This is a genomic window from Ignavibacteriales bacterium, from assembly GCA_026390575.1.
Classification (GTDB): Bacteria; Bacteroidota; Ignavibacteria; order UBA10030; family UBA10030; genus Fen-1298.
The window spans coordinates 72,044-97,475 of sequence record JAPLFR010000006.1; the positions used below are offsets into that span (position 1 = coordinate 72,044).

General features: G+C 44.2%; 24 protein-coding genes and 1 riboswitch. Of the genes, 7 read left to right on the forward strand and 17 right to left on the reverse strand.

Translation table 11 applies throughout. The features are described from left to right. Positions 1-48 precede the first annotated feature (48 nt). Positions 49-1,035 (forward strand): Gfo/Idh/MocA family oxidoreductase, encoded by a 987-nt coding sequence (locus NTX44_04055; GenBank protein MCX6120773.1) that lies wholly within the window; start codon positions 49-51, stop codon positions 1,033-1,035. A gap of 49 nt (positions 1,036-1,084) precedes the next feature. On the opposite strand, the gene NTX44_04060 is transcribed toward NTX44_04055, so the two are convergent. After that, a complete protein-coding gene (locus NTX44_04060; GenBank protein MCX6120774.1) occupies positions 1,085-1,834 on the reverse strand; it encodes a pyridoxine 5'-phosphate synthase in 750 nt (249 codons plus the stop codon). Positions 1,835-2,006: 172 nt separating this feature from the next. Between NTX44_04060 and NTX44_04065 the strand changes: the two genes are divergently transcribed. Further along, on the forward strand, positions 2,007-3,731 hold the full coding sequence (locus tag NTX44_04065; protein MCX6120775.1) for a hypothetical protein: 1,725 nt from the start codon (positions 2,007-2,009) through the stop codon (positions 3,729-3,731). 269 nt (positions 3,732-4,000) lie between these two features. Here the strand turns inward: NTX44_04065 and NTX44_04070 are convergent, their stop codons facing one another. The 3 genes from NTX44_04070 to NTX44_04080 form a co-directional block, all read right to left on the reverse strand. Then, positions 4,001-4,651 carry a cation transporter gene (locus tag NTX44_04070; protein ID MCX6120776.1) on the reverse strand — a complete coding sequence of 217 codons (651 nt, stop codon included), beginning with the start codon at positions 4,649-4,651 and terminating at the stop codon, positions 4,001-4,003. A 299-nt stretch (positions 4,652-4,950) separates the two neighbouring features. Beyond that, positions 4,951-5,787: a GIY-YIG nuclease family protein gene (locus NTX44_04075; GenBank protein MCX6120777.1), complete on the reverse strand. Its 837-nt coding sequence runs from the start codon at positions 5,785-5,787 to the stop codon at positions 4,951-4,953. Between the two features lie 415 nt (positions 5,788-6,202). Next, positions 6,203-8,272, reverse strand: coding sequence for a T9SS type A sorting domain-containing protein (locus tag NTX44_04080; protein MCX6120778.1), 2,070 nt, complete (start codon positions 8,270-8,272; stop codon positions 6,203-6,205). Positions 8,273-8,692: 420 nt separating this feature from the next. Between NTX44_04080 and NTX44_04085 the strand changes: the two genes are divergently transcribed. Then, positions 8,693-9,541, forward strand: a complete 849-nt coding sequence (locus NTX44_04085) for an RNA methyltransferase (protein MCX6120779.1) — start codon at positions 8,693-8,695, stop codon at positions 9,539-9,541. A gap of 68 nt (positions 9,542-9,609) precedes the next feature. Here the strand turns inward: NTX44_04085 and NTX44_04090 are convergent, their stop codons facing one another. From NTX44_04090 to NTX44_04150, 13 genes are all read right to left on the reverse strand, one after another. After that, positions 9,610-9,840 (reverse strand): CDGSH iron-sulfur domain-containing protein, encoded by a 231-nt coding sequence (locus NTX44_04090; GenBank protein ID MCX6120780.1) that lies wholly within the window; start codon positions 9,838-9,840, stop codon positions 9,610-9,612. Positions 9,841-9,850: 10 nt separating this feature from the next. Beyond that, positions 9,851-10,834 carry a DUF2911 domain-containing protein gene (locus NTX44_04095; protein MCX6120781.1) on the reverse strand — a complete coding sequence of 328 codons (984 nt, stop codon included), beginning with the start codon at positions 10,832-10,834 and terminating at the stop codon, positions 9,851-9,853. Between the two features lie 20 nt (positions 10,835-10,854). After that, positions 10,855-11,379, reverse strand: coding sequence for an O-acetyl-ADP-ribose deacetylase (locus tag NTX44_04100; protein ID MCX6120782.1), 525 nt, complete (start codon positions 11,377-11,379; stop codon positions 10,855-10,857). Positions 11,380-11,468: 89 nt separating this feature from the next. Next, positions 11,469-12,344, reverse strand: a complete 876-nt coding sequence (locus tag NTX44_04105) for a DUF1460 domain-containing protein (protein MCX6120783.1) — start codon at positions 12,342-12,344, stop codon at positions 11,469-11,471. A gap of 95 nt (positions 12,345-12,439) precedes the next feature. Next, positions 12,440-13,870, reverse strand: coding sequence for a replicative DNA helicase (dnaB, locus tag NTX44_04110; protein ID MCX6120784.1), 1,431 nt, complete (start codon positions 13,868-13,870; stop codon positions 12,440-12,442). 1 nt (position 13,871) lies between these two features. After that, positions 13,872-14,105 (reverse strand): hypothetical protein, encoded by a 234-nt coding sequence (locus NTX44_04115; GenBank protein ID MCX6120785.1) that lies wholly within the window; start codon positions 14,103-14,105, stop codon positions 13,872-13,874. Further along, on the reverse strand, positions 14,062-14,976 hold the full coding sequence (locus NTX44_04120; protein ID MCX6120786.1) for a hypothetical protein: 915 nt from the start codon (positions 14,974-14,976) through the stop codon (positions 14,062-14,064). The genes NTX44_04115 and NTX44_04120 overlap by 44 nt, the downstream gene beginning before the upstream one ends. 28 nt (positions 14,977-15,004) lie before the next feature. Then, positions 15,005-16,171 carry a VIT1/CCC1 transporter family protein gene (locus NTX44_04125; protein ID MCX6120787.1) on the reverse strand — a complete coding sequence of 389 codons (1,167 nt, stop codon included), beginning with the start codon at positions 16,169-16,171 and terminating at the stop codon, positions 15,005-15,007. A gap of 125 nt (positions 16,172-16,296) precedes the next feature. After that, complete coding sequence (locus tag NTX44_04130) at positions 16,297-17,124, reverse strand: uracil-DNA glycosylase (GenBank protein ID MCX6120788.1); 828 nt, start codon at positions 17,122-17,124, stop codon at positions 16,297-16,299. A gap of 44 nt (positions 17,125-17,168) precedes the next feature. Next, positions 17,169-18,377: a bifunctional phosphopantothenoylcysteine decarboxylase/phosphopantothenate--cysteine ligase CoaBC gene (coaBC, locus tag NTX44_04135; GenBank protein MCX6120789.1), complete on the reverse strand. Its 1,209-nt coding sequence runs from the start codon at positions 18,375-18,377 to the stop codon at positions 17,169-17,171. Positions 18,378-18,388: 11 nt separating this feature from the next. After that, a complete protein-coding gene (locus NTX44_04140; GenBank protein ID MCX6120790.1) occupies positions 18,389-18,745 on the reverse strand; it encodes a DNA-directed RNA polymerase subunit omega in 357 nt (118 codons plus the stop codon). Positions 18,746-18,762: 17 nt separating this feature from the next. Then, positions 18,763-19,344, reverse strand: coding sequence for a guanylate kinase (gene gmk / locus NTX44_04145; protein ID MCX6120791.1), 582 nt, complete (start codon positions 19,342-19,344; stop codon positions 18,763-18,765). Beyond that, the gene (locus NTX44_04150; GenBank protein MCX6120792.1) at positions 19,344-20,225 is read right to left on the reverse strand and encodes a YicC family protein; all 882 of its coding nucleotides are present in this window, start codon (positions 20,223-20,225) and stop codon (positions 19,344-19,346) included. The genes gmk and NTX44_04150 overlap by 1 nt, the downstream gene beginning before the upstream one ends. 178 nt (positions 20,226-20,403) lie before the next feature. Between NTX44_04150 and NTX44_04155 the strand changes: the two genes are divergently transcribed. The 4 genes from NTX44_04155 (at position 20,404) to NTX44_04170 (ending at position 25,390) form a co-directional block, all read left to right on the forward strand. Further along, positions 20,404-22,068 (forward strand): NFACT family protein, encoded by a 1,665-nt coding sequence (locus tag NTX44_04155; protein MCX6120793.1) that lies wholly within the window; start codon positions 20,404-20,406, stop codon positions 22,066-22,068. Positions 22,069-22,114: 46 nt separating this feature from the next. After that, positions 22,115-22,939 carry a GNAT family N-acetyltransferase gene (locus NTX44_04160; GenBank protein ID MCX6120794.1) on the forward strand — a complete coding sequence of 275 codons (825 nt, stop codon included), beginning with the start codon at positions 22,115-22,117 and terminating at the stop codon, positions 22,937-22,939. Between the two features lie 317 nt (positions 22,940-23,256). Beyond that, positions 23,257-23,922: an epimerase gene (locus tag NTX44_04165; GenBank protein ID MCX6120795.1), complete on the forward strand. Its 666-nt coding sequence runs from the start codon at positions 23,257-23,259 to the stop codon at positions 23,920-23,922. Between the two features lie 132 nt (positions 23,923-24,054). Next, positions 24,055-24,169: riboswitch (SAM riboswitch) on the forward strand. 84 nt (positions 24,170-24,253) lie between these two features. Beyond that, a complete protein-coding gene (locus tag NTX44_04170; GenBank protein MCX6120796.1) occupies positions 24,254-25,390 on the forward strand; it encodes a PLP-dependent aspartate aminotransferase family protein in 1,137 nt (378 codons plus the stop codon). Positions 25,391-25,432: the final 42 nt, after the last annotated feature.

The following is a 25,432-nucleotide window of genomic DNA, read 5'->3' on the forward strand; positions in this document are numbered from 1 at the left end:
ACATTCTTCAGTATGTTTCATGCAGATTATCATTCTACGGAGATAGAGATGGCTCGAAAAGTTCGCTATGGTATCATCGGTTTCGGTGCATTTGCTGAGCGCACTATTGCACCTGCAATTCAAGCATCGTCAAACTCGGAATTAGTTGCGCTTCAGAAGCGCTCGCTTATTGCCGCAAAGGAACAAGCACAAATATTCCATATCCCGCATGTATTTGATTCAGTTGAAGCGTTAGTGAGACATCCGGATGTAGATGCGGTGTTCATCGTTTCTGCAAATTCGCAGCACGCTCCGGCGACAATAACCGCAGCTCAATGTGGCAAGCATGTTTTAGTAGAAAAGCCGATGGCGATAAATTCGACAGAAGTGGAAACAATGATTGAGATATGCAAGAAAAACAATGTAAAACTCATGGTCGGGCACATGGTGCGTTTCTCACCACTCGTTCTCCGGATGAAAGAATTGATTCAATCGGGGCTCATCGGCAGGGTCACGTTCATAAAATCGGAGTTTATTTATGACGGACGTATTTCCCATCGACAGTGGCTTGTCGATAGGAATATTGCAGGTGGAGGGCCAATTTTTGATATTGGCGTTCATTGTCTTGATACGACTCGCTTTTTGCTCGATGATGAAGTCGTTTCAGTGAAGAGTCAGCTTGATCCGGCTCCTTCTTCGGTCATGACTGAATCTACAGCGCAACTTGCACTCAAGTTCTCTCGCGGAACAACAGCCGGCATATTCTGTTCTTACGCAGCACCGATACGGCGCACCTATATCGAGATCATCGGAGAAAAAGGAATTCTCTCTGCGAAAAATTTTTCATGGAGCAACAATAGACTTTCATTGAAAACTGTGCTCGGCGAAAATGATAAAATAATTGAAGAGCACGAAGAAAGCATTGTTGTTCCAAATCTGTACGAAAAAGAAGTAACGCTTTTTTCCGAATCGATTCTTCATAACACTGAATCGCCGATACCCGGTGAAGAAGGATTAAAGAACCAGCGCGTATTAGACCAGGCAATGAAAGTGTAGATGAGTGGGATCGAGGCCTGGTTTTGAATTGATGAATTTTTCTCCTCTCCTATTCTTCTTCTATCTGCCGCCTTATTTTGCTTGTTCTTCCTTCAACGACATGTAGCATCTCCCGTACTGCTTGCTCTAACCCTACGAACAATGCCCGCACAATGACGGCGTGACCGATGCTCATTTCATCAATTTCATGAATGGCGGCAATAGCCGCAGTATTCTCATAATCCAATCCGTGACCGGCATTGACGCCGAGGTTAAGCGATTGGCCAAGTTTCGCCGCTTCCTGAATTCGTTGGAATTGTTCTTGCACTTCGCTTTCAGTCTTTGCTTCGGCATATTCGCCGGTATGAATTTCAATCATATCAGTCCCAATATCTGCTGATGCACGCACTTGCACATCTGTTGGATCAATAAACAAACTCACGGGAATGTTGTTTCGTCTGAATTGTTTTACAACTTCACCAAGATATTTCTTCTGCGCAACCACATCTAATCCGCCTTCAGTTGTAAGTTCCAGACGCCGTTCCGGCACAAGCGTTACAAGATCGGGCTTCGTTTTAATGGCAATACCTATAATTTCCTCGGTGGCTGCCATCTCAAGATCGAGTTTTTTCCTAATTGTATCACGAAGTCTCCTCACGTCATCATCCTTCATATGCCTCCGGTCTTCACGCAAATGGCATACGATACCAACGGCGCCGGCTTCCTCGCAAAGAAGCGCTGCTTTTACGGGGTCCGGGTCGCTTCCCCCGCGTGCATTGCGCAATGTTGCAATATGGTCGATGTTGATTGCTAATCTCATATTTTCCTCTTCCTCTCTTCTTATAGAGCTTCATTATAATATACTCATTTTCGTAAAAGAATTGAATATCAGCCGATCTCAGCCTATCTTGTGACAAGATTTCTGTAACTTTGAACTCTATTTTACCGTAATATTTGCAGGAAACAATTTTTATAAACACTATGGTGCATCCATGAAAAACTTGATCATATTTCTCATTGCCATCGGATTGGTTTTACCATTTTTTTCCGCCAACGCACAATCAAAGCGGAAAAAAGCGAACAGCGAAAACATAGGTGATCGCATTGGAAGAGAAGCGGATGATGTTGGAAATGAAATTGATAAAATTGGGAACAATATCGATAAGTTAGTCAACAACATGGTCAACCGAGGAATTTCGCCTTTCAATGATGAACAAATGATAGAAGACGACACTCTTGAATCCACATCTCATATATCACCAAACATCACCGAGAGCGAAATTGACAGCAACTCGCAAACATTTTCCGGCGACAAGGTGATCGAACAAGCTGAAACAATTCACAACAATGTTGTTGTGAAAGGCGGTGATCTGACTATCTATGGCACTGTCGATGGCGATGTCCTGGTGGTAGGCGGCGATTTACAGATGAAACGCACGGGTAAAATTACAGGCGGTGCGCGTGTTATCAACGGAAGCATAAGAAAAGAAGACGGCGCGATCATCGAAGGGTTTGAAGATTTTACCAGCAAAGAACAACCGAGCTTTCGTCCATCGCGCAGAAATTTTTCACGAACCGTGCGTACATTTGATGTGCCATGGTCAGACGAACAAACGAATTTGGATAATTTTATTTTCCGGTACAACCGAGTAGAAGGTGTTTTCTTAGGTCTTGGCTCCGAAAAAAAATATAATTGGGATGGAGAACGAAATTGGAATATGTACGGCTCCGTGGGATGGGGATTTAGGTCGCACACATGGCGCGGCAATCTTGGATTGGTACGGCAGTTTGCACTCCTCACAAATGAAGGAAACGGCATAATCGAGCTGGGTGCCGAAGGATACAGTTTTACCGATACGAAAGATAAATGGGTTATTTCATTACACGAAAATACTGCAGCGGCATTATTTATTCATGAAGATTTCCGCGATTACTTTCAGCGGAACGGCTACACAGTACACGCGGCATATTATTCCAAACACGATTATCTGAAGAACGAACTGAAGTTTGCGTATTTGGTGGATACATACGATTCACTGACCAATAAAGTTGATTGGGCATTATTCGGCGGCGGTAAAAAATTTCGCATGAATCCCCTTATCGTTCCCGGCAAAATGAGAAGTATGATCGTGAGCGGCGGCGTCAGCACAATTTCCAAAACAAGCTATGGGTCCGAAGGATGGAGCTTGAATGCTTCTGCCGAATTTGCGAAGAAGAATTGGGGCAGTGAATTTGAGTTCGATCAGTACATCCTTGACTTGCGCCGCTATCAACCGCTTGGCAAGTACGATAATTTTAACATTCGCCTGCGTGCAGGCTCCCTCGTCGGTGATATTCTGGAACAAAAAGCGTTTGATTTAGGCGGTTTGGGTACCATGAATGCCTTTCCATTCAAGTCCGAAACCGGGAATCGTATGCTTCTCATCAATGCAGAGTTCATAGTGAACGGCAGTTTTCTTGAAGACGTGGACTTCTGGCCTATGTGGATATTCCATAACGTGAATATTATGCTTTTGTCGGATGCCGGTTTCACACGGCAAGCATTACCCACGGCTTCAGTATTTGAAGGAGTTGAGACAGTCAAGTTCAACGATTTCAAACATGACGTTGGCGTTGCATTCACAAACCGGAGTGGTTCATTCCGCATAGGTGTTGTATGGCGCACCGATCATCCCGCACCGGCACAGTTTATTCTAAGATTTAACAGGCCGTTCTGAAAATGATTTAACAGATGGATGTGAAACCCGGCAACAATCCGTTGCCGGTCATCCATTGCCCGCCATAATACCATCCTCAATAGTTGCATAAGTTTAATAATAGAATATTTCGCATTCCCGATAAATCGGGACGAGGCAGTCTCTTGGCACGTTCGCCCGCTTGCTATTTTTGATGGAAGCCAAAATATCTATCGTTTCTCAACGCCGGATTGACTGGACAGGTAAATGTTTAGGAAGTAATTAAATATTTAATTTTCAATTTTTTTACTTCAGCAAGAGCAATGGCTATTCTGTTTTACTTTCTCAAAACATTCCCGTCCTTCTTTGAAGGATAGATACGCAAGTCCGAGAGTTCCAACAATGTCCATAAAAGCAAACTGTGTTAATTCATAGACACCGCTTGATACAAGCAGCACGACGGACATATAAATACAGACCTTTGTGCATTCTGTATCTGCAAGTATTGCATCGGATTTCAGCTGTCGGCCAACTCTTGTTTTGTAATGCACCAAAGCCAACATCACCGCAATAGAAATTATTGAAATCACCACACCCCAGAGAGTTGTCTCAGGTTTTCGGCCTATCCAGAGATTGTATATGCTTGTTGTTATGAGTCCGATGACCAAAACATAGAATGCAAATCCAGTAACGGTTAAAGCAGTTCGCTCAAATTTATCGCGGCTGCTGTCCGGCTGTCGCTGAATACGCAGAACCATGTGCGCTATACCAAGTCCTGAAAGAACTTCTATAAAACTATCAGCGCCAAAACCGAACAATGCCAGGCTTTCATCTTTATACCCGAAGTACATAGAAATAAGTCCTTCGGCTATGTTGTAAAGAATTGTGAAGACTGCAAGTCCAAAAGCAATTTTGAATAATCGCTCACTATCAGAGTGCTGCAAAGCAGTGCTAGTTTCCATAGTAGTTTAACACATATTGTATGAAATCAGTTCTTGAGGATGTCTCTAACGGTATGATTTTTTTGGCGACTGATGTCCACAGATTGCAATAAAATATTGCCACGACCTTTGGCAACGCCATCCCTTCGGGACAGGTCGTGGTTTTAATATCTCCCATAAATCTGGGCTTCAGCCCAAACCGATTCAAAATGTGGCTAAAGCCGATGCTTCTTTATTTTATTTGTCCACGACGTAAACGTCGTGGCTATAAATCAACTTACTTTACGGAACATTAGTTAGTGCAATACATAACTCTCAGTCTAAGGTACTTGGTGGGTTGATTTGTCTGCTTTTTGAATTTTGACTTTGTTCCCTTCTTCCATCACATAACTGTAAAGAATTTTGTAACTGTCGTAATCAAAGCGGTGTGGAGAAGATTTCTGTGGTGTCGTGGATTTCTTTCCGATATTATCATTGCCAGTATTGCTTGCAATTAAACACCAGTTGTCGATCACAAATATTTCGTGCAGTTTTTTATCTTTCGAAACTTCCTCTATAGTTACTGCTCCATCAAACGGCCACGCGATAATGCGGCGTGCTTCAAACGCCGCTTCCACACGTGTATTGTACGCTGTAACATCTTCTTCGCCCATGCATGCACCGTCACATCGTCCAAGGTGATATGAGAAGCAATACCCGCTGGAATTTTCCAATCGCAATAGTTTTGGACACAACCTGTGCGTTTTGGCAACCGTATCGAGAAATTCCTTTGCCTGTGTTTTGTGTTTAAAGATGCCGATGATAGGTGAGCCCGGTTTGATGTCAAGATAATCGATCGCTTCCAATTTGACCGTTGCGTACCCTTGTTCATTATCTACACGTCTTGCAATAATAATGCGCCGCGGTTGTCGTGAGCGCACATTGTACATCGGCCGTAATTCTTTGATGAGTCGAGATTCCAGTAAAAGCGCGCCAAGCTCACCGGCTGTTTCACGAACTTCGATGCGGCAAATGCGCTTTATCAACCAGCGCTCGTCTCGCGCAGCAAAGTGCGAGCGAACACGTGCACGGATTGACCTACTTTTACCAACGTACAGGAGAATGTCTTCGACACCATAGAAAAGATAGACACCAGGAGTGTTGGGAAGAGAAGCGATGCTCTTTTTATCAAATGTGGATTTCAGAAAAATCTTTCATTTAATGTAACTACTCAGCGAATTAGAAAAACAAATTAAATATCGGCAGCGTGTGTTGAACTCCTAACGGAGTTCTGTTCCCTTTATTAGCTTTCATTACAAATATGCGACTCCTACGGAGTCGTTCCCACAAATCTGAAATCCATAAAACCTACAGGGATTGCACGTTTATCATTCTCCGAGACAAATATAATTATATGACTTCTATGGAGTCTTTCATTCAAATCTGAAACACGTAAATCCCATAGGGATTGTACGTTTTTAATTCTTCTAAACAAAATAATGCAGAACTCCAAGGGAGTTCTGCACGTTCGGATTAGTAAATTCAGATTGACTATAAGATATGCTATCTCAGCAGTACATATCCGCCGTAGCTTTAGCGAAGGAGGAGCATCTTCTTCGTCTCGACGAACAGCTTCGAGGGATCGTCTTTCGATGTAGCTTCGAGTCGATAGAAATACAATCCCGAAGAGACATTCGCATTCCAAACAATGGATTGATATCCTGCTTGCTGCTCAGTATTGACCAGTTCTTTCACGACCTGACCAAGTATATTAAATATCTGTATCCTAACCTGACTCCTTAGTGGAAGTCCGTATTTGATGGTTGTTGTTGGATTGAACGGATTAGGATAGTTTTGCTCCAAACGAAACGCTGTCGACACATCGCGATCGGGCATTCGCACAGAAGTGATGTTCGAGATTGGAATTTTCCAGACACCGCGCGAAGTCCCCGCAAACAAAAAATCGCGCTTCGCCGCGAGAGATGTTATCTCACCTGCATTAAGAAAGCTTTTTGCCAACACATTGTTCTTTGTTTCGGCGAAATGATTGATCGACTTTCCCAATTCGCCTGGCATCAACGTCCATGTTATGCCAACATCAGTCGAGACCCAGATGCCTTCTTCAGTACTAACAAAGACGTCGTGGTCGATTACAGTAATCGACCAAGCACTCGAGAATCTAAGAGGCTCATTAGAGAGAAAAGAAGTTTTGGTCCAACTTGCCCCGCTGTCGGTGGAACGAAAAAGTCCGTCTAGAATTCCGGCAAAGATCACTGAGTCACTGGCACCTAGAGCCCAAACAGTATCGCTTGTAAGTCCGGAAGATGATCGAATCCAGCTTACACCATTGTTGTTCGTGTAAAAAACTCCTCCACCACTTGTGCCTGCGAAAATGTTTCTTTCCTGAATAGCGATACCACGAACCTCGAACGTAGGTAAATTCGTAGTCACATCTGCCCATGTTTTGCCAATGTCGGATGATAGAAATACCCCACCATTTGTCGCCGCGAAAATATTGGTTGAACCTGTATCATTGGCTGGTGGAGAGACTGCAAATCCGAATATGCCACCATGAGGTAATGAACCGATCCTTTCCCAAATTGCGCCATTATTGGACGACGCATATATTCTACCGCCACCTGTCCCTGCATAGACATCACTGCCGAGAGTTGCAAGGCACATTATCTGCAAAGTCAAACCAGAATCGGATTCGCACCAACTCGAACCATTATCGGTCGAACGGTAAACTCCGCTTAATCGGGCGCCCGCAAGGAGATTCGACCCGGAGATCGCAAGGCATAATATATCATCACCGTGGCTCTGATCATTTTCGACAATATCCGGCCAGCTTACTCCGTTGTCCGTCGAGAGGAATAGGGAGTCAGCCTTGCTTCCAGCAAAGTAATTCATGCCATTTGGTTTGCTCAAGTCGTGGCAAAACGCGTAAACGTTGATCGCCTGACCCATCTGAGTCCAAGTTGTGTCATTTCCAGTCAATCGAAATACACCACCCGTGGTGCCTGCAAAAAAACTCGTGTCTGACACGCCAAGTACATTAACATCCATACAGGTTAGACCCGTATTGCGCTGCACCCATTGATTGCCTCCATCGGTTGATAGAAAAACCCCATCCCCAGCCGTTCCCGCAAATAGTTTTGTATTCGAGACGGCAAGGGACATAACCGCTGTGTTTATTGACAATCCACTGCTTACAGAGTTCCAAGTTCCACCGTCGTTGGTTGATAGAAATACTCCGCTTCTTGTGCCTGCAAAAAGATTTGCACCAGAAGCGACAAGAGAAATAACATACTGGTTTGTTAAGCCGTTGTTGAGGGCAGACCAGCTTGCACCTTTATCAGTGGAACGATATACGTAGCTATTAAGATCTGCAGCGAAGAATTTTGTGCCGCCTGTGTCACTATGCGTAGTGACGAAAGCACTGACACCACCCGGGCTCATTTTGGATGAAGTCCAGCTTAAACCATGGTCGGTGGAGATATAAACTCCATTGTCCTTGCCGGCGAAAACAATCGAGTCACTCACAAATAGAGATCGAATGCCTCCACCATAGAGTCCGTCGGTTTGAGTCCACTGAGCGAGCAATAGGTGCGAACTGGCGAAGACGAAAGCGATTGCCAGCAAAATCCGTGCACTGTTCTTCATAGGTCACATTCCTTTCTTGAATTTTCAAAGACAATTGCAACTAACTTTTGTAAAAACGTAGTCCTGCACATTTATCTTTTTTGTTTTTCTAACAGCTCGTTGGAAGATATAAAACAGTAAAGCCTCTGCCAGCTTTCGCCAACAGAGGCTTCTAAGTTTTCTTCAGGCATGTAACCAGCACATAGGAGTCCCCTGCTTGGTCAGCTGGGGTCAATGTGTGAATGAGTAAACTTAGAATTTTATGGAGGTAATGTCAATGTCTGACCGGCAAAAGTGGTAGCTATCATTTATGGTTAGTCCCGCAAACGGGACTGACCGCACTAAACTGAGACACTGCCCATTAATTCGGTTCATCTAAAATGTTAATTTTGCAATTAGTTTTGGTGCCGACTTCTTTGTATTTTAGTCAAGAAAATAATTTTGACTCAAAAAGTTATTACGCTGAGCAAGATGATTACAACCGTTTCCATTACATCGCTCAATCAACCGGAATTGACGCCGTATCGCACATTGCGTCAATCGGTCGAGCAGTTTCGCAAAGGCATGTTTATTGCGGAAGGAACAATCGTTGTTCAAAGACTTTTGGAGAGCGCTCATACAATTGTTTCTGTTCTTATAACACCGGAATGGTTAGAAGATTACCGCGAACGACTCGCCGCACGTCCTGAACACATCACCGTCTTTGTTGGACAGAAAGAATTGCTGAACACGATTGTGGGATACAATTTGCATCAAAGTATTATGGCACTTGGAAAAATTCCAGCACAAGAAATGCTTGACTCAGTGTTACAACAATCGTCATCGCCGCGGTTATTTGTTGCGATGGACGGATTAGCCAATGCCGAAAACATCGGTGTCCTTGTACGAAATTGCACAGCATTTGGCGTGCAAGCTATTCTTGTCGGCGAGACATCCAGCAGTCCATACTTGCGACGCTCGGTGAGAAATTCTATGGGGACAATATTCAAAATGCCGGTTGTGCATTGCACGAATCTCGTGGAAACGCTCACGACGCTTCAACGCTCTCACCAATTTAAAATCTTTGCGGCACATCCGCACACAGAAGAACACAGCATTCAGCGCACAGATTTCTCCGGCAATTGCTGTCTCGTCTTTGGAAGTGAAGGTAATGGAGTTTCGCCGCAGGTTCTTTCCATATGCGATATGCCGGTAGCGATTCCCATGCAGTCCGGCGTGGATTCGCTTAATGTAGCAAGTGCAAGCGCGGTGTTTCTCTATGAAGTAACGCGCCAACGGAATAAATTGTAGGGACGTGATTCATCACGTCCAAGTCACGCCAATCGCTGTAATTGATCGGAGAGATAGCTTACGTCTGACTAAACCTTTGGCGTAACTGGCGGTAATTTATGTGCTTTCACATCTGATTGGAAGTTGCACGCACGGTGGGTGCCATCACAAAATGGTTTGTCTTTGCTCTGGCCGCATCGGCACAACGAGATCGTTGCACGCCCTGCAAGATCAAATTTATTGCCGTCTATATCGAACAATTCAAATTCACCTTCCACGCGGATACTGCCGTTGTTTTTCACCGTAATCTTTGCTGCCATGGCTTTTCTCCTACTTTAGTTGAAAGTTTACAGAGAGCTGGGTTTTTTCCCACGCCAATTTCATCACACCGGATTTTTCTGCAGTGCGCTCTAAGGTCATTGTGAATTTTTCCACGGGCTGTTTCAATAGTACTTTCTTCAGCGGAATGCGAGCGAAATCGAGTTTTTCATTGTACACCGTTCCCCATTGCCCCGTCTGCTTATTGATGATAAGTTTCCACTGGTTGGAAGATGGGAGTGTGTAGAGCGTGTACGATCCGCGCGGTATCGTAACACCGGACACAACAATATCTGTCTGCGTGACAAAACTTGTTGCTGCGTTTGCTCCCGTGCGCCAGACAACACCGTACGGAACCACACTACCCATAATTTTTCTGCCGCGCATCGACGGGCGGCTGTAATTCACTGATAATCGTTTATTGTTTATGACAAGGACTGATGAATCCGGTGGACTTGGCATCAGCGAATCTTTACTGATATGGAATGGGACAGAAAGCGACGTATTTTCCCATTCAATCTTAAGTGTACCGCTGCCCGTGCCGTTTTTTTCCAACTTGAATGTACACTCTTCGACCGGTGTTTTCAGTTTTGCAACTTTTAAATCGATGCGTGCAAGATCAAGCTGAGGCATGTACGTAGTACCCCACTGCCCTGTCTGTTTGTTGATAATAAGTTTCCAGCGCTCTTCAGCTGGAAGCGTGTAGAGGGAATAGGTGCCGCGCGGCACGACCGCTCCATCCACTTCAAGGTCGGCGTCTGTCGTCAGCACTGTAGCCGCACCGGCGCCGGTGCGCCACACTTTGTAGTACGGAACAAATGCTCCGAATATTTTCCGCCCAAGCATTGATGGTTTGCCATAGTTCACTGCAATTATTTTTCCATTGAAGTTCATTTTTACTGAATCGCGCGGACTGACAATTGGTTTTTGAGCAAATACTTGAGTCAAAAAGCAAACGACAAGCAAGAAGCAGTATTTTCTAAATTTCAATTTCATGGTTCTCCGTTCTCACAACACTAATTCTTTTTAGATAATTCCTGTTCGGCTGATATATAGGTCTCGTATGTCCCTCGATCAAAACATACGATAATAACACGTTTAAGATTCGTGTTGGTTTCAAGTTCCTGGATAATTTCGCGCAGAGCAAGACGCGAGGCGCGTTCAACTGGAAATCGATACACACCCGTGCTGATGGATGGAAATGCGATGGTGCCGATATGGTGTTTCCGTGCAAGTGCAAAACAATTTCTGTAACAGCTTGCCAGCAGTTTGTCTTCATGATGATCGCCCCCTTGCCAGATTGGACCAACCGTGTGAATGACAAATTTTACGGAAAGATTGTATCCCTTTGTAATTTTTGCGCCGCCGGTTTCGCATCCGCCCAGTGTGCGGCATTCTTCTAAAAGATTCGGTCCAGCCGCGTGATGAATTGCGCCATCAACTCCGCCGCCGCCAAGCAAGGAGTTGTTTGCCGCATTCACGATGGCATCCACCACTTGTGTGGTAATGTCACCTTGTACAATAGATAAACGAGAAGGCATGGTTTACTTCATTATTTTTTAACCGCAAAGTAACGCAAAGATTGCCAAGAAATAATAAATATTTTTGTAACATCATTCACTCAACGAATTCACGGCTCAATCGGACGCGCAACCATTATTCCCGCGTCTTTTTTAATCTTCGCAAGATATTCCCAGAGCGGCAATTCAGTGATTTGCACTTTCGAACCGGGAACGGGTGCGTGAAGGAGATGCAGTTTCCCTTTTTGCCAGATGGCAATGCCTGTATGCGTGCAATCCAATCCGTCAATTGTTGTAGTGATGCCGATGATGTCGCCGTCCTTGATCTGTGATGCTATTCTTTTAACATACGCTTTCGGAATGTGATACATCATCCGTACATTCATTTCATTTTCAATTTTCCGGATTCCTTTAATGTTCTCTGGAGAGTTTTTTAATTGAAGATATGAATCCGGATGGGTTGACATGAAATTTATTTTCTTCTTGAAAGTCACACCGCCAAGCTTCTTCGTCACATCTTTCAAGACCGACTTTATTCCGTTATCAAAGAAATAATCCGATGTATAATGCAGGCGGCTCGCATAGCCGTCGATGATGCCGCCTCGGTAACGAACAAATTGAAGTTCCTTTTTATAATCGTCAAAAGTCAACTTATTCTTCTTGATACAACGCGCGAGTACAAGCGAGTTTTCATAGAACGTGACGCAATCGAGTGTTTGCAGATTGATAACGAGCTGTTCCTTGCCCGGTGGATCTATGGTGTTGGCGGCATAATCTGTACCGATGAAGGATTTTGCAATTTCAATGACAACCTCGTTTATCGGTTTCTCACGCAATTTCATCGAACCAGCGAGATTGAATTTATTTTTGCAGATTAATTCGTTCGGATCAACAGGAATTTCAGCACTTGTTTTCTTCTGTGGTTGAAGGAAAAAGGGGACTAAGATAAGAACAGAAATTAATTGTAGAGCTCTGCGGCAATTCATAATAAATCAAGTTTTCATTGATCAGGTATCAAAAAGCGGTATCGTTTATTCAGAATTTAACATCAATCTGCAATTGGCAATTCGCAATCCAAAATTTAAAATGGTGTTGTTTCCGGCGTTTCTTCAGGCAAGTATGTTTCAGGACGAAAGACAGTTCTGCTTTCGAACCGCGCGTACTGCTTGATAAATTGCAATTTTACGGTATCTGTCGGTCCGTTACGCTGTTTGCCGATGATGATTTCCGCGAGACCTTCTGTTGGTTCGTTATCTTGTTCTGTTATACCAAACATTTCAGGTCGGTGAACAAAAACAACAACGTCGGCATCTTGTTCGATTGCACCTGATTCTCGCAAGTCGGATAATGCCGGCCGTTTGTCATTGCGCGATTCAACAGAACGATTCAACTGCGACAGTGCAATAACCGGAATATTTAATTCTTTCGCGAGCGCTTTGAGCGATCGGGAAATAGCGGAGATTTCTTGTTCCCGGCTTTGCGCATTCCGCGGTCCTTGCATCAACTGGAGGTAATCTACAAGGATCATGCCGATGTTATGCTCTACTTTCAACCGCCGTGCTTTTGCTCTTAATTCCAGTACGGCAAGTCCTGGTGTGTCATCGATAAACATTTTTGCTTTATAGAGCCGGCCGACACTGGTGCTTAACTTTTTCCATTCATCTTCGGGCAAGCGGCCTGTGCGAACCTTGTGTGCATCCACGCGCGCTTCTGCACACATCAATCGCATCACTAACTGTTGCGTGGACATTTCAAGACTAAACATGCCGATGGGAATATCATGCAGAACTGTCGCATTACGCGCAACCGAAAGCGCAAGCGCTGTTTTCCCTTGCGATGGACGGCCTGCAATAATAATAAGATCCGACGGCTGGAATCCGCCTGTGAGGGAATCAAGATCAGCAAAACCCGACGGCACACCGGTAACGCCGCTGTGTTTGCCGTGAATACTTTGCAGCATATCCATCGTTTTGTGTACGGCAGTGTTCATCGAGACAAAACTTTTTTTCATCCGCTGCTCGGAGATATCGAAAATTTTCTGTTCTGCCTGATCAAGCAAACCGAGCGCGTCTTCGGTTTCGCTGTACGCACGATTGATGACTTCCGATGACGAATGAATCAATTGCCGCATCAACGCCCGTTCCAGTACGATGTGTGCATGGTATTCTATGTTTGCAGCGCTCGAAACTTTTGTCGTAAGCTCGGTGAGATAATACTCGCCGCCGATTTTTTCCAAATCGCCGCGCCGGCGGAGTTCTTCCGTGAGCGTTATGAGATCGACCGGTTCGCTTCGTTCAAACAGCGCCATCATTGCTCGATAAATGCTTTGATGTGCGGGTTTATAAAAAGCAGTGTCATCCAGAGTTTCAATCGCTTTTGCGATGGCGTCTTTTTCCAACAGCATCGCTCCGATGACGGCTTCTTCAACATCCACCGCCTGCGGCGGTACACGCCCTTCCGTTGACACCGACTGCGGTGTGTTGAAGTCAATTATTTTTCGCGGGTCTGACATTTCAAAAGGCTCCAATAAAATTGTTTTCCCAAACACAATCTGACAACGCAAAGATCCCTATCTCATCATAATCTGGATTTACATTTTTTGATTGTTCTTTTAATACAGATTGAGCTTTTTTCTTTGTTCTAAAGAACTGTGGTGCTTCGAAAAGACCTCGATAAGTCTTCAATAAAACCCATCCAGAAATTTTATCTTTTCTTTTCGCTTGCCCGCTTGTGCCAACTGTAGACATCTTTATACTCCATGAAATTACAAATTTCTGAAAGTCCACTCGTTTTAAATGTTGGACGATTGATTTGTCTTAGAAAAAGTGATCGTCTGAGTTCATTTGAGACGATATTAAATTGTAACTTAAGATGTGGTTCATACAAATAAAGATCGTTGAAACGAAGCAATCCTGAGTAAACCGGAGTAGAATGTTCAACTTCGAATAATGCCGTCAACTCACTTGATCCTCTTTTCAACCAGACAACATCTATTTCCTTAACTGTGTTGGCAATTCGATCGTATCTGCTTGGAATGTCATTCTTCAATCCAAATTGAGATGTAAGACTCCAATCCAATTTGCTTCTATCGACAGTAGGTATCCAGACATCGAAACCACGGGTAATGCCAATTCCACCAAGTAGAGTTTGTATTTGTGAATGATTGAAATTAGGAATATTCTTAATACTCGATTTATCTATTAAGCTGTCAAGAATCTGCCAACCAAGGAATGCCTCAACATTGAATCTTCCAGCATTTGCAATATATAGCTCTGTTTGATTCTCTTTCAGGAATACTTGTGCTTTTATTTGTCCGTCAGATGCTGGTGATACACTCGACCAAACATCTTCGAATTCACCATATGGAATGAAAAGAGGTTCAGTCTGATTGTCCCAGAGAAAAGCTATCACAGAATTACTTGCCTGCAATTGTCTTAAGTCTTCGACACGAAGACCGTAAAATGCCTGTTTCTTTGAATGAACCTTTGAATACCGAATGTAAAGTTTGCATACACCATTCCCAATATCAAATAGAGAAAGACTGCTTTGGAGTTTTGTTGGTTTCCCAAATTTCTCCGAAAGTCTTTTAAGAAAATTTTCCTTAACGATGTTTGGCATATATAAGTACTTTACCGAAGTATTTGTTCTATCTAATCATCGGTGCAATGAGCATGCCGATGAGATACGTTGTAATTGCTTCGCCTAATCCGACAAGCGTCATCTCGGTGCCGCTCTTAAGCCACGAACGTCCGGTGACGAGCACCTTCGATGCACCGACTGCGAAGTGCGCTGCTGTACTGATAATAAACGAAATAACGAGCGCTTCCATTCCCGACCAAAATATAAAAGGAATCACAGGAATAATAGCACCGGCTGCTGTGCTGATCGTTGCACTGATTGCTGATTTCCACTGGTTCGGAAACGATTTTTCAGAAAGTCCCAATTCTTCATGTGCCAGAGTTGCAAGAAATTGTTCCGGCTGCTCGGCAAGTTTTGCTGCCATTTTTTTGGCTTCTTCCGGTGAAAATCCTTTGAGCTGGTAGAAGAGCTCCATCTCTTCCTGTTCTTCTTCCGGATGTTCCTCGATCTCGCGTTTTTCGCGTCCTAGTTCCGCTTCGTACACCTCACGTTCGGATTTCGTTGCAAGATATGCACCGCTGCCCATCGATAATGCGGATGCAACTGCCGCTGCGAGTCCGCTCAATAATATAAAATTACTATTCGCTGCTGTTGCACCTGCCACTCCACTGACAACGCCAAATGCCGCGCCGAGCCCGTCGTTCACTCCGTAAATTGCCTGACCAATCCATCCGCCCGCAGTGACGTGCCATTTTTCTTTTCCAAGGATACGCTCGAGCCGGCTTTGCGGATGGCGCGTGACGCGCGAACTTGACATCTCTTGCAATATCAGACTGTGCGCATTCTCTTCCCGCTGGGCTTCGAGCAATGCCTCGCGGTCAGTTTCATTTTCTGCCGCTTGAATCATCGCTTCATACAGCGTATCCGCCTGACTCTCGCCCACTTCAAGCATTTGAGCGGCGGCTTCAGGAGAACTTTTCAGCAGCATTCTCTTCCGCAGCAGTTCTATCGGATTTTCCTTGAACGAGCCCATCTCAATGCCAAGTTCCTTCAAGCGCGCAGCCCAGCGTGCAGCATGGCGGTCTTCCGCTTCTGCCATACGGGTGAAAATAGATTTTCTTTCCGGGTTCTTATCCTGTTCGGCAAGGGCACGGTAATTCGTGGCGCTCAACATTTCATCACGCCATGCTTTTTTTAAATTGCTGATATATTCTTTGTTCTTGTTCATACCCATTAAGAATAAAATCCAAAATACAATTAATCAAATATCAAACAAATCTCAAAAAGAAAAACTTCAAATTTGAGTATTGGGATTTGGTGTTTGTTCGGAATTTGTTTTTTGAATTTTGTGATTTGCTGTTATTTGCCTACTTTCATCTCATCGTACAATTTTCGAAACTGCTGCATATCTTCCCAACAAGGTCTCTTCCAGTTCGGATTACGAAGCAAAGCCGCTGGATGATACGTTACCATAAGTGGAATGCCGCGATAATCATGCACTTTGCCGCGTAAAAGCGTCAACGAAGAATTCGTTTTCAGCAGCGATTGGCCGGCAATGCGTCCGGCGCAGAGAATTATCTTCGGTTTGAGAATTTCTAATTGTTTCCAAAGGTACGGCTCACAGCAATCGATTTCATCCGTTTGCGGATCACGATTGTTCGGCGGGCGGCATTTGAGTATGTTGCAAATAAAAACTTCTTCCCGTTTAAATTGAACTGCTTCGAGAATTTTGTTCAACAATTGTCCGGCGCGTCCGACAAACGGCTCGCCCTTTTCATCTTCATCGGCGCCCGGCGCTTCGCCAACCACGACCACGTCTGCCTTCGGATTGCCGACGCCGAACACGAATTTGATTCTTGTTTTTCCAAGGCCGCATTTCATGCACGTGTTTATTGCGTTATTTAATTCTTCTAGACTCTTAGTTTCTGTCCACGATTCATTGGGAAATGCTGGCAAGATTGGTTCTCCGGTTTTATGATGACTTGTTGTCTGCTGAACCGCGTTCCCGAAGAGATCGATCTCGGGAAGAGCAGGTGCAGTGTTTGCCGATGTAGGCATCTGTGTTGATTCGGCAGAAATTTGTTCATTTTTCGCTACAAAAATCGTTTCGCCATACAATTCCTGCTGCTGTTTCAAGAATCGTTCAGTATCGGTGAGAATATTTTTGAGTTCTTCGTTGAGAGACATGTGAAATGATTAAATCCAGAGACGACGAATGCTCTAGATGTTACCTAAATAAGCGTTTTGACTTTATCGAGTATCTTGTTCGCAACATCAAACTTTGAAAGCTTGGGAAGCCTTTCCACCTTACCACGATGGTCAATCATAGTAACCGTGTTTACATCAGAGCCGAATACGCGATTTTGTTCACTCAAAGAATTAAGCACGATGAGATCGAGATTTTTCTTCTGCAATTTGTCTTTTGCACCGGTAAGTTCATCTTTTGTTTCCAGAGCAAATCCAATAAGGACCATTTTCCGCTTCTTTGTACCAAGCGTCGCGAGGATATCAGGTGTCGCTTTCAGTGTTAGTTCCATTGTCTCGCTGTTGAGTTGTTTTTTTATCTTATGCGTTGCCGGATGGGCTGGTGTAAAATCCGCGACTGCTGCTGACATAATCACGACATCTGTTTTATTTGTATGTGCAAGAACAGCAGTTAACATTTCCTCGGCCGATTCAACATCGATTCGTTTCACGTTGCGCGGCGTTTCACGAATCACTGGCCCGGCGATAAGCGTGACATCAGCACCGCGCTGGGCGGCAGCATTCGCGATGGCAAATCCCATTTTTCCTGAAGAACGATTTCCCACAAAACGAACAGGGTCTATTGCTTCAAATGTCGGTCCGGCAGTGATCAGGATCCGTTTCTTTTTCAAATCCTGATTTGAATGAACTAGAACTTTTTTAATCGTCTCAACAAGAATTTTAATTTCAGGCAAACGCCCTGGTCCGCTCAAGCCGCTGGCAAGTTCGCCTTTTGCCGGTGGAATGACGAAGTAGCCGCGTTCTTTCAATGTTGACAGATTCTTCTGTGTGACCATATTAAGATACATTTCTGCATCCATTGTTGGTGCAAGAATAATCGGTCGAGCGGTTGCAAGAGAGACAACAGTCAGCAGATTATCTGAAATACCGTACGTGAGCTTCGCGATGGTGTTAGCAGATGCCGGTGCAATAACAAGAACATCCGCCCAATTGGCAAGATCTATATGCTGGGTACTAATGTCGGAATCCGACGATTGGTTGCTTGACCATAAATCGGTGAAGACCGGATTTTTTGAAAGTGCCGAGAACGTGAGCGGTGTAACGAAGCGCGTTCCCGCTTCTGTCATCATCACTTTCACATCTGCACCCGACTTTATCAGCTCACGAATAAGATAACCAACTTTGTAAGCTGCAATTCCTCCTGTGACACCAACCAAGACATGCTTGCCGCGCATTGCGTTTCTCGTTACTCTTCTGCCGGTGTATCTTTAGACGTGTCTTTCGCGAAGAAATCGACATGTTCCTTATAATGATATGGGATCTTCTTCTCGCGCACTTCGTTGATCGCAACTTCTGTCGGTTTAGGACTTTTTTCAAACTCTAAACTAATTTTGAGCTGATCCGGGTTGACAGTTGCGACTTCCATGTCGTCCTCTGGTTCCGGGGTTGCATTCAACGCTTTCAGCGTTTCGAGCTGCTGCGTCAACTCAATTTTCATATCATCGTGAATTTGCCGCGCACGTTTAGATGCCACGATGATGGCTTCGTAAATGTTACCGGTTTGTTGTAAAAATTCGTGCATTGCAATTGGTTTGACTGACACTGTTCTACCTCCATTAACTATGAATGTGATTGAATATTATTCTTGATGCTCGTTTGAACGATTTTATCCACCTCATCGATGGTTTTTTGCAAATCATCGTTCACGACTTGAAAATCAAATTGCTGCCCATGCTCCAATTCCAACGGTACACGTTCCAGCCGGCGTTTCAGTGTTTCCGGATTCTCTGTATTCCGGCTTTCCAATCGATTCTTCAATACCTCAAAGCTTGGAGGTTTGATGAATATCAGAATGGACTCGTTTGGAAAATGCTTCTGAATCGACAATGCACCTTTTACATCTATATCAAACACCATGATGCGATCTTGCTGCAGCGCTCTGTTGATTTCACTCTTTAATGTTCCATAATAATTGCCGTAAATTTCTTCCCACTCTGCTAAATCGCCACGACGGAGATACTCTTCAAATTTTTCTTTCGTTAAAAAAAAATGATCTTTGCCTTCTCCTTCGCTGCTGCGTTTCGGGCGCGTTGTCGCCGAGACGGAGAACAACATGTCGGGATGCTTTGCCAAAATCGCTTTGGCAATTGTTGTTTTACCGCAGCCGCTTGGAGCGGCAATCATAATTAATTTTCCGCTCATTATTCTATGTTCTGCAGCTGTTCCCGAATTTTTTCTAGTTCTTCCTTTAATCCGACGATCAGATGCGCAATTGTCGCATCGCTGGATTTAGAGCCGATGGTATTTGCCTCACGGTTCATCTCCTGCACAAGAAAGTTTAACTTTCGGCCAGCGGCTTCATTCTTGTTGAGTGCTTCCAGAAAATATTTATTATGACTGCGGTAACGGACGCATTCTTCTGTAATGTCCAATTTATCCACCAGCAGTGCAATTTCCAATTCCAACCTGTTTTGATCGATAACATATTTATCTGCTACTAATTCAGCAATGCGCTTATGCAAATTTATACGCTCTTCGGGAATTCGTTCCTTCGAAAGTTTCTCTACTTCATTCAAGGTTTCATCCATCCAGCGGATTCGTTTTTCGAGATCAGCAGCCAGCTCGCATCCTTCCTGCGCGCGCATGGCGTTAAGACTTTCAAGCGCCTGACGAACGGATTCCTGTACAAGTTCCCATTCAGTCTCATCCGTTTCTTCTTCATCGACAGGCTCGAGCACATCAGAAAACGTCAGCAAGTGTTCAAGTTTTACCTGTTCACGCAGCTTCACAGACTTGCGGATTTCATTTAAAAGTTTGTAGTACGATTTTGCCGCGGCTTTATTCACTTTTAATGGAACGACATCATTTGAATCATGCTCGACTTTTACGATGATATTCAAATTGCCCCGGTTCAAAAACGTGCGGACAATATCCTTCATTTCTTTTTCCCGCTGGGAAAAGTTACGCGGCAAACGCAGTGTCAGATCAAGATAGCGGCTGTTTACGCTGCGAACCTCTGTTCTGACAGTAATGCCGTCTTTGTTGACTTCTGCGCGGCCAAAACCGGTCATGCTTGCTACCACTCAAAACTCCTTTGATTAGTTGATTCCAATCAAATGTACGGAAATTTCGAGGGTACGGCAAGTCTTACTTTTGCACATCATTTGCACCCCGCTATCCACGAGTTATCCACATCGGGATTGCAATTCCTTTCATTTTTACGGACTTTGATTATGAATTGTGGATAACAGATAAACACGAATGATTACAAATTATTACACACTGTTTCACATAGCAGCTGAGCTGGAGCACGAGTTTGCCGGACAAACCGTCAACGAAATTTTTACTCAACATCGGGGTGAAATGGTGATCTCATGTAAAGAGACACAAGCCGTTATCATTACCGGATGCGAGCCTGCGAATAATTTTCTTTATGCACGGAAAACTTTTGCACGCGCACGGCGGAACTCCACCAATCTTTTTACTGATGTCCAAGGTACTGTCATCCAAAAGGTTTTCCTACATCCAACAGATCGACAACTGCATATTCGTTTGAATGAGAAACACGAATTTATCGTGCAATTGTTCGGATCGAAAGCGAATGTCTTGTTGCTTGATGCACATGGAATAATCGTAGAAACATTCTTAAAGAAATCCGATGCAAAAGTTACAGGAATTGATTCTCTTCAGACAAAATCCGGCGCCATAACCTCGGAAATATTTCTTTCTACATATTCTGATCAACCACTAACGACTGCACTCAAGCGTGCGTTTCCACAATTTGGTCCAGTGCTTGTAAAAGAATTGTTGACACGCGCCAGTCTGGATGGTGCACAAACGGCAAACACTTTTCTGGAAAATGAAATTGCCCGGCTGTTGGAATCTGCAAAGAGAATGAAAGAAGAACTTCTTGCTCCCCCATCACCGCGAGTGTACTTCGACGAGGCATCGCCAGTGAGGTTCTCGATTATTCCTCTGCATCACCTAGATAATTTTACGTTTCAGAGTTTTAGTTCCGTATCAGAAGCAATTCAAACATATCGCGCCAATGTACATCACGAAAAAAGCGTTCTTCAAGAAAAAGAAGATATTGTCCGGGTGCTGGAACGAGAGCGTGAACACGCAGAGCGTACACTTCATAAAATCGCGGAGGAAGCAGAGAAGCCAAATCGTGCTGAACAGTACGAGTTGTTCGGCAAACTTCTCATCGCACAGTTATATCTTCTCAAGAAAGGTGAAACAACAGCGGTGGTGGAAGATATTATTAGCGGTTCCAATGCACTTGTAGAAATTCCGCTTGACCAGCATCTCACTCCGTCAAAAAACGCAGAACGATATTTTGAGAAAGCTGATAAATCCCGGCATGCAACTGAAGAACAGCATCATCGCATTGCGGAATTGACTCAGCGGCAGGAATCTCTCTCTCTGCTTTTGGATCGGATGGAAGAGATATCTTCAGCCGACGATTTAAAACACTTCGCAGAAGAAAATCGGAGCGCACTTTCACAATTCGGACTGAAGGCAGAAAAATCAGGACCGATGAAAAAAGAAGAACAGCTGCCATTCCGGGTATTTACAATTGCCGGCGGCTTTCAGGTGTGGGCAGGAAAAAGCGGCGAGAACAACGATCTCCTCTCAACACGCCATACAGCAAAAAACGATCTCTGGTTCCATGCGCGCGGTGTCGGCGGTTCGCATGTGGTTTTGAAAATCGGAACAGGCAAAGGTGAGGTGAGCAAACAGGCAATTGAGCAAGCTGCAGGAATTGCAGCATATTACAGTAAGATGAAAAAATCAAAACTTGTACCTGTGACAATGTGCGAAGGTAAGTACGTGAGAAAACCCAAAGGTGTACCGGCAGGAACTGTAATGGTGGAGCGCGAGAAAACAATTTTTGCGGAACCTGCATTGCCTCCCTCGCAATAATTCCCTTGCGTCGAAATTTGAAATAATTATTTTATGAGAAAGAGTTATGCTGAGAATTAGACAAATATTGGAATCAGAGATACCTCTATTACAGAATTTTCCCCCTGAAGATTGGAATTTAGATCTTCCCAGATTATTCTCTTTTCATTTTGGTCATTCTTATTTTTACCCGTCGATAGCTGAAGTGGATGATAAGATTGTCGGCTGCGGTATCGGCATCATCCATGGTTCTATCAGCTGGTTGGGAACTATCATTGTCTTGCCGGAATATCGAAGACAGGGAATAGGACAAAAAACCACAAGCCATCTCATAGACTATTGCCGAAGTAAAGGATGTACAAGCCAATTATTAACAGCAAGTGCGATGGGTGAACCGATCTATCGAAAGCTTGGTTTTGAGATAGGTTCGATGTATGTGTTTTATAAAAGAGAATCGATCGTTCCCACTCAGCATATTTCACATGTAAGAGAAATGCGACAGGAAGATTTTCTCACGGTGAAGCAATTAGACAGAGAAGTTACTGGCGAAGACCGATATCAATTCATTGAACGGTTTTTTTCAACGGGTTGGATATATACAGCAGACACCTCTGCTGGTAGTACAGGCGGTATTGCAGGATTTTATCTTCCTGATTTCGGTGGAGGATTAATTATTGCACGTACTGCCGATGCCGGATTAGGATTAATGAAGCTGCGATTGAATCGCGGCAAGAAGACCGCAGTTGTTCCGGAAGCAAATAGGATTGCTCAAGAGTTGTTATCGTCAGTAGGATTCCAAGAATTTCGCAGATCTCCGCGTATGATCCTGGGAAGCGAAGTATATTGGCAGCCCACAATGATGTATAATAGAGCAACAGGTTACTGCGGCTGAGAGATGGAGTTTATCGTGTCGATGGATTCCATCAGAAAAAATATTGTTTGCAGGATGTATGGTTAAGGAGTTGATTTCAGGGAACCTCGGGAACTTAGCAGACGCTGATCTTAGTGAATGGCCAAAGACTATTACTCGTGTGATTGCTGACTACTCATTTGCGAGCATTGTGATTCCCGGGCATGGAGCATGTGGTGGTCAGGAACTATTGACACACACTCAGGACTTATTGTCGAAGATGAAATAGGAACTCCTGTAAAGATTAATCGGTTGATAGGTATACGCATTGAGGATAATTCAAAAGAGGTGAACGACAAATGAAAATCAAAGTAATACTCTTCGGTGCCACAGGTATGGTTGGGGAGGGCGTTCTTCTTGAAACTATCAAGCATAAAAACATAGAATCAGTTTTAGTTGTCGGCAGAAGGCCGTGCATGGTAACGCATGACAAATTGAAGGAATTGATCCATCAAGATTTCTTTGACTACTCTCCTCTTGAAGAGAAGCTCAAAGGGTACAACGCATGCTTTTTCTGCCTCGGAGTTTCTTCTGTGGGAATGAAAGAACGAGAATACACGCGAATTACATTCGATCTTACGATGCAAGCAGCAACGACCTTATCACGACTTAATCCCGAGATGACGTTTTGTTATGTGTCGGGAACTGGAACCGACAGTACTGAACATGGCAAAATGATGTGGGCTCGAGTGAAAGGAAAAACGGAAAATGATCTCAAAAAGCTGCCGTTCAAATCAGTGTTCTTATTCAGGCCGGGACTTATGAAGCCGACCAAAGGACAGAAGAATGTAAAACCAATCTTTAAAGCGGCGGGAACCCTGTTTCCGTTATTGAAAATCCTCTCCCCAAAGAATGTTTGTACGTTGGAAGATGTCGGCCTTGCAATGATTCATGCAGCAGAGGTTGGCTACCATAAAAATATTCTGGAGAATATAGATATCACGCTCCTTGCAAAACAAGAATGAGTAAAAACATATTGTTCAGAGCGCAACACTCATCGTTATTCTCAATTGATAAAGTTTAAAAGTATTTCTTGACAAATGCTGGTGCCTGCATTATATTACTAAGAGAAAGTTTTGTTCTCAAAAATACTCTAACTCTTATCAAGAACGGCTGAGGGAAAAGGCCCTGTGACGCCGTAGCAACCGGTTTCGAACTCTCGGAATGGCAGGTGCTAATTCCTGCTCCGCAATGAACGGAGAAAGATGAGTGGAAGAAGGATACTGTGAATCTGTCACCTCTTCTGTTCATCAGGAGAGGTTTTTTTATATTCAACCATCAACGAAAAGGTGCTGTATGCGTCTTCAAACTATTGCAATTCATGCCGGTGTTGACAAAGACAATTCATACAACAGTGTCATCACACCAATTTATCAAACTTCGACATTCCGTTTTGAGAATGTTGGTACGACGAAAGGGTATGATTACACGCGAACGTCGAACCCAACGCGGAAGGCTCTTGAAGAAAACATTGCAGCGCTGGAGGGCGGTCTCAGTGCCAAAGCTGTTGCAACGGGAATGGCCGCAACGACGACCGCGCTCCATTTTCTCCGTGCCGGAGACCATGTCATCTGTACCAACGATTGTTATGGCGGAACAGAACGATTGCTGAGAACGTACAGCGAGATGTTTGGATTTCAACTTTCGTACGTCAACATGACAAATCTCGATGCAGTGCGTTCCGCCATTCGCAAAAACACAAAAGGATTTTGGATTGAGACACCGAGTAATCCTCTGCTCAACGTCGTGGATATTCGTGCGCTTGCCGCACTTGCACATGAATGTAACGCACTCGCTTTCGTCGATAACACATTTCTTACTCCCTACTTCCAAAGCCCATTTGAACTCGGTGCCGATGTTATTATTCATTCAACGACAAAGTATTTAAACGGGCACAGTGATGTTGTCGGTGGAGCCGTTGTTGTTAACCGCCCGGAGCTTGTTGACCGATTGCAATATATTGTCAACACACTCGGTGTGGGACAATCCCCTTTTGACAGCTGGCTCGTACTTCGCGGAATCAAGACTCTTATTCCACGGATGAAAGCACACGAAGAAAATGCACGCGCCGTCGCTGACTTCTTAAAACAGCATCCAGGTGTGAGTCGAGTGTACTATCCTGGATTATCTTCGCATCCGGGACACGAGCTTGCGAAACGTCAGCAGCGCGGATTCGGCGGAATGGTTTCATTTGAAGTAAAAAACGGGATTGAAAAGGTGAATAATGTTCTTCGCTCAACAAAAATTTTCGCTCTTGCTGAATCACTGGGCGGCATTGAATCTCTTATCTGCCATCCGGCAACAATGACGCACGCCTCGATGAATCCGGAACTCCGTGAGAAAGCCGGTATTAACGAGCGTGTGATTCGCCTCTCGGTCGGGATTGAAGATAAAGCCGATTTAATTGAAGACCTCGACCACGCACTCATGTAGTAACTATCAGCCTTGCGATTACTTACCTCTCCGATCGCTGTA

Bases quoted from the DNA above. Each gene is read 5' to 3' on its own strand.
- NTX44_04065 (MCX6120775.1), top strand. From the start codon at position 2,007: ATGAAAAACTTGATCATATTTCTCATTGCCATCGGATTGGTTTTACCA.
- NTX44_04060 (MCX6120774.1), bottom strand. From the start codon at position 1,834: ATGAGATTAGCAATCAACATCGACCATATTGCAACATTGCGCAATGCA.
- NTX44_04165 (MCX6120795.1), top strand. From the start codon at position 23,257: ATGAAAATCAAAGTAATACTCTTCGGTGCCACAGGTATGGTTGGGGAG.
- NTX44_04115 (MCX6120785.1), bottom strand. From the start codon at position 14,105: ATGTCTACAGTTGGCACAAGCGGGCAAGCGAAAAGAAAAGATAAAATT.
- NTX44_04130 (MCX6120788.1), bottom strand. From the start codon at position 17,124: ATGTCTCTCAACGAAGAACTCAAAAATATTCTCACCGATACTGAACGA.
- dnaB (MCX6120784.1), bottom strand. From the start codon at position 13,870: ATGTCAGACCCGCGAAAAATAATTGACTTCAACACACCGCAGTCGGTG.
- NTX44_04090 (MCX6120780.1), bottom strand. From the start codon at position 9,840: ATGGCAGCAAAGATTACGGTGAAAAACAACGGCAGTATCCGCGTGGAA.
- NTX44_04095 (MCX6120781.1), bottom strand. From the start codon at position 10,834: ATGAAATTGAAATTTAGAAAATACTGCTTCTTGCTTGTCGTTTGCTTT.
- coaBC (MCX6120789.1), bottom strand. From the start codon at position 18,377: ATGCGCGGCAAGCATGTCTTGGTTGGTGTCACAGGAGGAATTGCAGCT.
- NTX44_04125 (MCX6120787.1), bottom strand. From the start codon at position 16,171: ATGGGTATGAACAAGAACAAAGAATATATCAGCAATTTAAAAAAAGCA.
- NTX44_04160 (MCX6120794.1), top strand. From the start codon at position 22,115: ATGCTGAGAATTAGACAAATATTGGAATCAGAGATACCTCTATTACAG.
- NTX44_04100 (MCX6120782.1), bottom strand. From the start codon at position 11,379: ATGCCTTCTCGTTTATCTATTGTACAAGGTGACATTACCACACAAGTG.
- NTX44_04170 (MCX6120796.1), top strand. From the start codon at position 24,254: ATGCGTCTTCAAACTATTGCAATTCATGCCGGTGTTGACAAAGACAAT.
- NTX44_04105 (MCX6120783.1), bottom strand. From the start codon at position 12,344: ATGAATTGCCGCAGAGCTCTACAATTAATTTCTGTTCTTATCTTAGTC.
- NTX44_04080 (MCX6120778.1), bottom strand. From the start codon at position 8,272: ATGAAGAACAGTGCACGGATTTTGCTGGCAATCGCTTTCGTCTTCGCC.
- NTX44_04120 (MCX6120786.1), bottom strand. From the start codon at position 14,976: ATGCCAAACATCGTTAAGGAAAATTTTCTTAAAAGACTTTCGGAGAAA.
- gmk (MCX6120791.1), bottom strand. From the start codon at position 19,344: ATGAGCGGAAAATTAATTATGATTGCCGCTCCAAGCGGCTGCGGTAAA.
- NTX44_04155 (MCX6120793.1), top strand. From the start codon at position 20,404: ATGATTACAAATTATTACACACTGTTTCACATAGCAGCTGAGCTGGAG.
- NTX44_04070 (MCX6120776.1), bottom strand. From the start codon at position 4,651: ATGGAAACTAGCACTGCTTTGCAGCACTCTGATAGTGAGCGATTATTC.
- NTX44_04055 (MCX6120773.1), top strand. From the start codon at position 49: ATGGCTCGAAAAGTTCGCTATGGTATCATCGGTTTCGGTGCATTTGCT.